We start from the raw sequence: 8,925 nt of genomic DNA on the forward strand, positions 1-8,925 counted from the left end.
CTGGCCGTCGGTGGGGTCGGTGGCGCGTGGTGGGCCGGCACCGCCGGTGAGACAGCACCGCCGGTGGTCGCCCAGGCCGAGCTCGAGCCCCTGCCCGGGTGGGACGCCACCGCCCAGGCGCGGGTGCACGAGGCCGACGACGGCACCCGCGAGCTGGTCCTCGTCCTGGAGGGCGGTGAGACCGACGGGGCGTTCCGTGAGGTGTGGTTGATCGACCGGGACGTCACCCGGCTCGTGAGCCTGGGGATCCTCGAAGGGTCGGAGGGCAGCTTCACCGTCCCCACCGACCTGGACCTCAGCGACTTCGCGGTCGTGGACGTCTCAGCGGAACCCCCGGACGGGGACCCCGCCCACTCCGGGGACAGCATCGTCCGCGGCCTGCTCGACACCTGAGCCGGTCACGACCCGGCAGGCAGCCGACGGGCCCTGCGGGGTCCGCGTCGGGCACCTGGGGCGTGCGCGACGAAGCCCGGCCGGGATGCCCCCAGGCACCCGGACCGGGCTCGCGTCGACCGTGCGGACGTCAGATCGCGGGGGGCGGGGTGCCCTCGTCGCGGCGCTCGACCACCGCGCGGTGGCTGGTGTTGGCGCGCTGGGCGTTCAGCACCAGCGCGAGGATGATCGCCAGGGCACCCGCACCCAGGCAGATGTAACCGACGACGGTGAGGTCCATGACCTCCCAGTTGTCGCGCACCGCGAACGCGAGGATCGCGCCGACGACGATGAGGAAGATCCCTGTGCCGATGCCCATGGTCGTGCCTCCTAGGTCGGTGGACGGTGGGGGCCGTCCGCTCGCCTAGGAGCATCCCGCAGGTCAGCGGCCCGCGCCTGTTGAACGGCCGGTGCCCTCACGCTCGGCCATCCGGGCGAGCATCGCGTTGTAGGCCTCGAGCTCGGCGTCGCCGTCACGCTCGGCGGCGCGGTCGCTGCGGCGCGCGAGCCGCTCGTCGTCCCTGGTCCACGAGAACGCCAGGGTGATCGCGATGATCAGCATGGGGACCTCGCTGATCCCCCACGCGATCGCCCCACCGGTGCGCTGGTCCTCCAGTGCGGACGGACCCCACTCCCGGCCCATGAGCCCGAACCACTCGGGCACCAGGAGCGTCTCGTCGCTGACCAGGGCCACCCCGAAGAACGCGTGGAACGCCATGGTCGCGAACAGCAGCACCAGCCGCACCGGGTACGGGGGGCGTCGGGGACCGGGGTCGATGCCGATCAGGGCGTTGACGAACAGGTACCCCGCCAGGGTGAAGTGCGCGATCATCGCCAGGTGGCCGATGTACGTGGTCAGGGCCAGGCGGAACAGGTCGGTGTAGTAGAAGACGATCATCGACCCGGCGAAGTTCACCGCCGCGACCACCGGGTGGGCGAAGAACCCCGCCCATCGCGAGTGCACGGTCCCCAGCAGCCACTCACGCGGGCCCCGTGACCCGTCCTTGCGGGGCGGCAGGGCCCGCGCGGCGAGGGTCACCGGCGCGGACAGCACCACCAGGATCGGCACGATCATGACCATGGTCATGTGCTGGATCATGTGGGCGCTGAACAGCACGTGCCCGTAGACGGCCGCACCGCCGGACGTCGTCCAGGCCAGCACGAGCATCCCGAGCACCAGGCACACCGTGCGCCCCACGGGCCACGCGTCACCGCGAGCACGCAGCCGCAGCACCCACCTCGTGTACACGACCACGGCCGCCAGGCACCCCAGTGCCGGGATCAGGTCCCAGCGGAACGTGGTGAGCCACAGCTCCAGCGTCGGTTCGGGGGGCAGCGGGTGACCGGTGACGATCTCTGCCGCGGTCGGCTGGGTCGGGGGCTCCTGCGGGACCGGTGGGGCGGTCGACGCCAACGCCGTCGCGACACCGGACACCAGTCCCATGAGCGCGAGCTCGACGACGACCAGCCGCCAGAACAACCACGACGCGGCGCGGGCCCCGCCGTCGCTCTGGCCGGAGAGCCGACGCACGACCAGACGCCGGTGCGCCCAACCCACGGCCCCCAGGCCGGTCAGGAGCACCACCTTGATCACCAGGAGCACGCCGTAGGCGCTGGTGAGGTCGTCGAGGCTGCCGATGCGGATCCCGCCGCTGACGACCCCGCTGATCGCGACCCCGACGAAGCACCAGGCCGCGATCGTGGAGTACCGGGCGACGGTCACGTGCAGGTCGGTGCCCAGGCGCCGGTGCACCAGGGCCAGGGCCGCCAGGCCCCCCACCCACACCGCAGCCCCGAGCAGGTGCAGGAACATCGCCGAGACCGCGAGCTCGTGGTTCGCGGCCCCGGCGGTGTGCCCGGTGTTGGCCTGCATCCCGAGCGCCCCGACGATCAGCAGGGCGATGACGAACGCGCTGCGCGGCCCGGTGACGAGCATCGCCGCCACGCAGGTGACGGCAGCGAGGCCCACCACCGCCAGGAGGGTCTGCCCCAGGGGGACGGCGGTGACGAACATGCCGAGCTGGGGACCGAACTCGGGGCTGGTGAGCGGCGTGCCGGCGATGCTCGAGTACGTGAGCACCAGGTGCATCACGCTGACGACCGTCCAGGCACCCGCAGCGCCGGCCGCGACCACGGGCGCGCTCGCCGCGGCCCGCCCGTCCGACGTCGACCGTCCGCCACCGCGGGGCAGCACGAACGCCACCAGGGCCAGCGCACCGAGCGCGGTCGCGGCGGTCAGCTGGGTGGCGACGGTCACGACGGGTAGCCCCCACCGGACCACCGCACCGGGGTCCAGGAGCTCGGCGACCAGCGCCGACCCGGCGAACCAGATGCCCAGGACGACCGCGGCGGCGGCGAGCAGCGCCCCGAGCGCCACCCCGGCCAGGGGCAGGCGGGCCGAGGTCGAGGTGCGGGTGGGGTCGGGGTCGTGCACGGCTTCCACCCTACGTCCGGTGGTCGCCGGTCCCGTTCGTCACGGTCGGGGGGTCAGCCCCAGACGAGCGCCTGGCCCGGGTCCTCCAGGACGGCGGCGACGTCGGCGAGGAACCTGGAGCCCAGGCCGCCGTCGACGAGCCGGTGGTCGAACGACAGGGCCAGCTGGGTCACCTGCCGCTTCTTGATCTTGCCCTTGTGGACCCAGGGCTGCTCCCGGATGGCCCCAAACGCGAGGATCGCCGACTCCCCCGGGTTGAGGATCGGGGTGCCGGTGTCGATGCCGAACACCCCCACGTTGGTGATGGTGATGGTCCCGTCGGCCATGTCGGTGGGCGTGGTGCGCCCGGCGCGCGCGGTCGCGGTGAGGTCGGCGATCGCGACGGCCAGGTCGTGCAGGCCCAGGCGGTGGGCGTCCTTGATGTTGGGGACGACCAGGCCGCGGGGGGTCTGGGCGGCGATCCCCAGGTTCACGTAGTGCTTGTAGGCGATCTCCTGGGTCTCGTCGAGCCAGGACGCGTTGATCTCGGGGTGCCGGCGAACCGCCAGGAGCAGGGCCTTCGCCGCGATCAGCAGGGGTGTGACGCGGACGTCGGCGAACTCGCGGTCCTGCCGCAGCCGGGCGACCAGGCGCATCGTCTTGGTGACGTCGACGGTGTGGAACACCGACACGTGGGGCGCGGTGAACGCCGAGGCCACCATCGCCTCGGCGGTGCGCCGACGCACCGACTTCACCGGCACGCGGGTGGTGCGGCCGTCGTCGGTCACCACCCCGGACGCCAACCACGGCTGGTCGTCCCCGGCGTACGTGGCCAGGGTGCGGCCCTCGTTCTGCTGGGCGCGCGCCAGGACGTCCTCGCGGGTGACGATCCCGCCCGGACCGGTGGGCTGGACGGTGGCGAGGTCCACGCCCAGGTCCTTCGCGAGCTTGCGCACCGGCGGCTTGGCGAGCACCCCCTTGCCCCGGGAGCCCTCCAGGCCCGCACCGGACGCCGTCGGCTGCTGGGCTGGCTGGGCAGATGGTTGCGAGGTCGGCCGCGTCGACTGCTGGGGCGCAGCCTGCTGGGGCGACGCCTGCTGCGGTGCGGGCTGCTCCGGCGCCTCCTGCTCGGGTGCGCGACGGGGCCGGCGGGTGGCGCTCTGCCCCACCACCCCGTACCCGACGAGCACCGCGCCGCTCCCGGCGTCGTCCCCCTGGTCACTCTGCCCCTGCTGCCCCTGCTGCCCCTGGGTCGCCTGTGCGGTCGGTTGTGCGGTCGGTTGTGCGGTCGGTTGTCCGGCCGGTTGCGCGGCCGGCGCGTCACCGGCGGCGGGCTCGGCGGACGGGCCGTCCTCGGGGGCGTCCCCGGGCCGCGTGTCGACGGTGATGATGGGGGTGCCGACGTCGACGGTCGTCCCCTCCGGGACGAGCAGCTCGGTGACCACACCGGCGAACGGGCTGGGCAGCTCGACGAGGGACTTGGCGGTCTCCACGTCGACGATCGGCTGGTTCACCGCGACGGTGTCACCGACGGCGACCTTCCACTCGACGATCTCGGCCTCGGTGAGGCCCTCACCTGCGTCGGGAAGGCGGAACTGCTCGTACCTGGGCACTGGACGCTCCTGTTCGGGGCGGACGACCCTGCGCACGGCAGGGTGGGTCGGGGCCCGCGCGGTGCGCGGGGGTCGGTCAGGTGCTGAGGGTGCGGTCCACGGCCTCCATGACCCGGTCCAGGCTGGGCAGGTAGTCGTGCTCCAGGCGCGCGACCGGGTAGGGGGCGTGGAACCCCCCGACGCGCAGCACGGGGGCCTCGAGGTGGAAGAAGCACTCCTCGGTGATCCGGGCGGCGACCTCCCCACCGGTCCCGTACTGCACGGGCGCCTCGTGGACGACGACGCAGCGGCCGGTCTTGCGGACCGACTCCGCGACCGTCGCGGTGTCCAGCGGTGAGATGGACCGTAGGTCCACGACCTCGATGCTCGTGCCCTCCGCGGCGGCGGCCTCGGCGGCGCGCAGCGCGGTGGTGACGGTCGGCCCGTGCGCGACGAGGGTCACGTCGGTGCCGGGGCGCGCGACGCGGGCGGTGTCCAGGCCGGAGCCGGTGGCGTCCAGGTCCACGTCGGCCTTGTCCCAGTAGCGGCCCTTCGGTTCGAAGAACAGCACCGGGTCGGGTGAGGCGACGGCCTCCTGGATCATCGTGTACGCGTCGGCGGGGGTCGCCGGTGAGACCACCCGCAGCCCTGCGGTGTGCGCGAACAGCACCTCGGGGGACTCGCTGTGGTGCTCCACCGCGCCGATCCCACCCCCGTAGGGCACCCGGATGACGACCGGGACCTGCAGCCGGCCGCGCGACCGGTAGTGCATCTTCGCCAGCTGGGTGGTGATCTGGTCGAACGCCGGGAAGATGAACCCGTCGAACTGGATCTCGCACACCGGCCGGTAGCCGCGCAGCGCCAGCCCGATCGCGGTGCCCACGATCCCTGACTCCGCCAACGGGGTGTCGACCACGCGGTCGGGCCCGAAGTCCTTCTGCAGGCCGTCGGTCACCCGGAACACCCCACCCAGGGTGCCGATGTCCTCACCCATGAGCAGGGTCGTGGGGTCGCCCTCCAGGCAGCGGCGCAACCCGAGGTTGATCGCCTTGGCGAGGCTCACACGTTCGATGCTCATCGGGCGGCTCCTTCGCTTGCCGTCGCCCCTGACCCGTCCGCGGCCGCGTCGGCGAACGACGCCTCGTACCGGGCGAACCAGGCGCGCTCACGCTCGACGTCGGAGTGGGGGGTGGCGTACACGTCGTCGAACATGCTCGAGGTGGGGGGTGCGTCCATGGCCCGGACCTGCTCACGCAGGCGCACCGCGAGCGCCTCGGCCTCGGCGGCGAGGGCGTCGGTGTGCTCCTCGGTGAGGAGGCCCTCGGACCGGAGGAAGGTGGTGAACCGGTCGATGGGGTCGCGGCGGCGCCAGTGCTCCTCCTCCGCGGCGGACCGGTACCGGGTGGGGTCGTCGGACGTCGTGTGGGCACCCATGCGGTAGGTGTAGGCCTCGACGAAGGTGGGGCCGCCGCCGGTGCGGGCCCGTTCGAGGGCCTCGAGGGTGACGGCGTAGCAGGCCAGGACGTCGTTGCCGTCCACGCGCACGCTCGGGACCCCGAACCCGCGTCCGCGTTCGACGATCGGCACCCGGGACTGCCGGGTGGTCGGTTCGGAGATCGCCCACTGGTTGTTCTGGCAGAACAGGACCACGGGGGCGTTGTTGACGGCCGCGAAGACCAGGGCCTCGTTGGTGTCGCCCTGGGAGGTGGCGCCGTCACCGAAGTAGGTGACGACGGCGGCGTCGCGGTCGGGGTCCCCGGAGCCGACGAGGCCGTCGCGCTGCAGGCCCATGGCGTACCCGGTGGCGTGCAGGGTGTGGGAGCCGATGACCAGCGTGTACAGGTGCACGTTGTGGTCGGCGGGGTCCCACCCGCCGTGGTCGATGCCCCGGAAGATCCGCAGGATGTTCGCGGGGTCCACGCCGCGGGCCTGGACGACGGCGTGCTCGCGGTAGGAGGGGAACACGTAGTCCTGGGGGCGCAGGGCCCAGGCGGAGCCGACCTGGGCGGCCTCCTGGCCGAGCGCGGGCGCGAACAGCGCGAGCTCGCCCTGGCGCTGCAGGGACGTGGCCTCGGTGTCGAACGTGCGGGCGAGGACCATGTCGCGGTGCATGCGGCGCAGGGCGTCGGCGTCCAGGTGCGTGATGCGGGGGGTGTAGTCGGGGTGGGCGGTCAGCTGCCCGGTGTGGTCCAGGAGCTGGATCATGTCCAGGGCCTGGTCGCTCTGGTGGTCGCCGTGGGCGTCGGTGCCCGGGGCGTGCGGGGTGGGCTCGTTCACGCGGGGTTCCTTCCGAGGTGACGGCCAACGAACTTACGCCAGCGTAGGCTACGGGTGCGTAGGTTGTGGGTGGTTCCACCGACACAAACATCTGACGGCCGGTTGTCGGCTCCCTACCAAGGGCCTCACCCGGCCTGGTGGTGCTCCCGCCAGCGGCCGGCCAGCTCGAGCACGCGGTCGTTCGAGTCGGGCTCGCCGATGCTGACCCGGATGCCCTCGCCGGCGAACGGCCGGACGAGCACCCCGTGGGCGGCCGCGTCGGCGGCGAGGTCGGCGGTGGCCGGCCCGGTGGGCAACCACACCAGGTTCCCCTGGCTGTCGGGAACCGTCCACCCCTGGGCGCGTAGCCCGGTCAGGACCCGGTGCCGCTCGGCGACCACCGCGTCGACCCGGCGGTCGAGCTCGGCCTGCGCGTCGGGCTGGAGCGAGGCCACGGCGGCGACCTGGGCCAGGTGGTTGACCCCGAACGGCGTGGACGCGGTGCGGATCCCGCGCGCGACGTCGGGGCGGGCGACCGCGTACCCGACGCGCAGACCGGCCAGCCCGTACGCCTTGGAGAACGTGCGCAGCACGACCAGGTTGGGGTGGGCGGCGAGCAGCGCGCGGGAGTCGACCGGGTCCTCGTCCCGCACGAACTCCACGTACGCCTCGTCCAGGACGACCAGGACGTCGTCGGGCAGGGCGGCCAGCGTGTGCGCCACCTGCGTGTGCCGCAGCGCCGGGCCGGTCGGGTTGTTCGGCGAGCACAGCAGCACCGCGCGGGTGCGGTCGGTGACGGCGGCCAGCATGGCGGGCAGGTCGTGGCGGCCGTCGGCGTCCACGGGGACGGGGACGGGCGTGGCGCCCTGCAGCCGGATGACGATCGGGTAGGCCTCGAACGAGCGCCACGCGTGGACGACCTCGTCGCCCGGGTCGCAGAACGCCTGGAGCACGTGCCCGAGGACCGCGACCGAGCCGCACCCGGCGACCACGTGCTCGGGTGTCACCCCGTGGCGGGCGGCCACCGCCTCGGTGAGCTCGGAGGCGAACATGTCCGGGTAGCGGTTCAGGGTCCCTGCCGCCTGCGCGACGGCCTCCTGCACGGTGGGCAGCGGCCCGTAGGGGTTCTCGTTGGACGACAGCTTGTGGACCCGTTGCCCCGTGGCGGCGCGCGCACCCGGGACGTAGGCCGGGATGCGCTCCACGGCGGGTCGCAGGGGAACGCTCACGTGGACCTCCGTCGGGTCGGATCGGCCCGGGAAGGGCACGACAGGTACCGCTCGGACACTACCGGCCGGTGGCCGGCCGCCCCGGGAGGGACCGGTACCGGTGGACAGTCACAATTGGGACACTTCCCCCTGCGTGGGGTGCTGGTCCGTGGAACGATGCGCTCATGACCTTCCTGCTGCGGTTGATCATCAATGCGGTCGCGATCTGGCTGGCGACGGTGCTCCTGACGAACCTCGAGGTCGTCGGCGGGGACGACACCACCGGCCGGGTGCTGGTGTTCCTGGTCGTCGCGCTGGTGTTCGGCCTGGTCAACGCGATCGTGAAGCCCGTCGTACGGCTGATCGCCCTGCCCCTGTACGTCTTGACCCTGGGGCTGTTCACCCTGGTCGTGAACGCCCTGATGCTCATGCTCACCGGTTGGTTGTCGGGCATGACGGACTACGGGCTGCGCGTGGAGGGCTTCGGCACCGCGGTGCTCGGGGGCTTGATCATCTCGGTCGTGAGCTTCGTGCTGAGCGTGGTCACGGGGTCGCGCGACTGACGCTCCGCGGCGCCGACGGGTGCCGGGGTGACCTGGTGCGGGGGTAACCACGCGCCAGGGTGACCAGGCGCCGAGGTGACCAGGTGCCGAGGTGACCAGGTGCCGGTGTCCACGGCTTCCGGTGTCCACAGGCGCCGGTCCCTGGGACCGGGCCGTCGGCGGCCCCGCCTAGCGTCGAACCATGACCTGGGCGGCGGTGACGACGGAGGCGGTGGATGTACCGTTCGATGCCACGCGCGCCCGCGGGCCCGTCCTGTGCGACCCCGAGGCGGTGCCCGACGCGCTCGACCTGGTGCACCTGCTGGACGGGGCCTCCCCCCAGGCCGTCGACGAGGCCACGCTGATCGAGCTGGTCGCCGGGTGGGAGCGGGTCGCCACGTGGGCAGCGGCCCGGCAGTCCGAGGCGCTCGCCGAGCTGGACCGCCGGCACCGCAGCAGCAGCGCGGGCGCGGACCACGTCG

Annotated in this window: 8 protein-coding genes and 1 pseudogene; 3 read left to right on the forward strand and 6 right to left on the reverse strand. The window is 73.2% G+C overall.

What is annotated here, in order from left to right:
* Window positions 1-393 (forward strand): anti-sigma factor domain-containing protein (locus N869_RS10180; protein ID WP_198026036.1); only part of this gene is annotated, 393 nt, incomplete at its 5' end.
* Between the two features lie 130 nt (window positions 394-523).
* Here N869_RS10180 and N869_RS10185 read toward each other — a convergent pair.
* From N869_RS10185 to hisC, 6 genes are all read right to left on the reverse strand, one after another.
* Window positions 524-751: a DUF6458 family protein gene (locus N869_RS10185; RefSeq protein ID WP_035061087.1), complete on the reverse strand. Its 228-nt coding sequence runs from the start codon at window positions 749-751 to the stop codon at window positions 524-526.
* A 63-nt stretch (window positions 752-814) separates the two neighbouring features.
* Window positions 815-2,866, reverse strand: a complete 2,052-nt coding sequence (locus N869_RS10190) for a cytochrome c oxidase assembly protein (RefSeq protein ID WP_232229692.1) — start codon at window positions 2,864-2,866, stop codon at window positions 815-817.
* A 53-nt stretch (window positions 2,867-2,919) separates the two neighbouring features.
* A complete protein-coding gene (locus N869_RS10195; protein WP_035061090.1) occupies window positions 2,920-4,458 on the reverse strand; it encodes a dihydrolipoamide acetyltransferase family protein in 1,539 nt (512 codons plus the stop codon).
* A gap of 76 nt (window positions 4,459-4,534) precedes the next feature.
* Window positions 4,535-5,515: an alpha-ketoacid dehydrogenase subunit beta gene (locus N869_RS10200; protein WP_035061092.1), complete on the reverse strand. Its 981-nt coding sequence runs from the start codon at window positions 5,513-5,515 to the stop codon at window positions 4,535-4,537.
* Window positions 5,512-6,642 carry a pyruvate dehydrogenase (acetyl-transferring) E1 component subunit alpha gene (pdhA, locus tag N869_RS10205; RefSeq protein WP_052105373.1) on the reverse strand — a complete coding sequence of 377 codons (1,131 nt, stop codon included), beginning with the start codon at window positions 6,640-6,642 and terminating at the stop codon, window positions 5,512-5,514. Before pdhA ends, N869_RS10200 begins: the two co-directional genes overlap by 4 nt.
* A gap of 197 nt (window positions 6,643-6,839) precedes the next feature.
* Window positions 6,840-7,922, reverse strand: a complete 1,083-nt coding sequence (hisC, locus tag N869_RS10210; RefSeq protein WP_035061095.1) for a histidinol-phosphate transaminase — start codon at window positions 7,920-7,922, stop codon at window positions 6,840-6,842.
* Window positions 7,923-8,086: 164 nt separating this feature from the next.
* Here hisC and N869_RS10215 point away from each other — a divergent pair, with 164 nt between their 5' ends.
* Window positions 8,087-8,464 carry a phage holin family protein gene (locus N869_RS10215; RefSeq protein ID WP_035061096.1) on the forward strand — a complete coding sequence of 126 codons (378 nt, stop codon included), beginning with the start codon at window positions 8,087-8,089 and terminating at the stop codon, window positions 8,462-8,464.
* Window positions 8,465-8,645: 181 nt separating this feature from the next.
* Window positions 8,646-8,925: pseudogene (locus N869_RS10220) on the forward strand (hypothetical protein); the annotation flags it as partial.

The organism is Cellulomonas bogoriensis 69B4 = DSM 16987 (assembly GCF_000767165.1).
Classification (GTDB): Bacteria; Actinomycetota; Actinomycetes; order Actinomycetales; family Cellulomonadaceae; genus Actinotalea; species Actinotalea bogoriensis.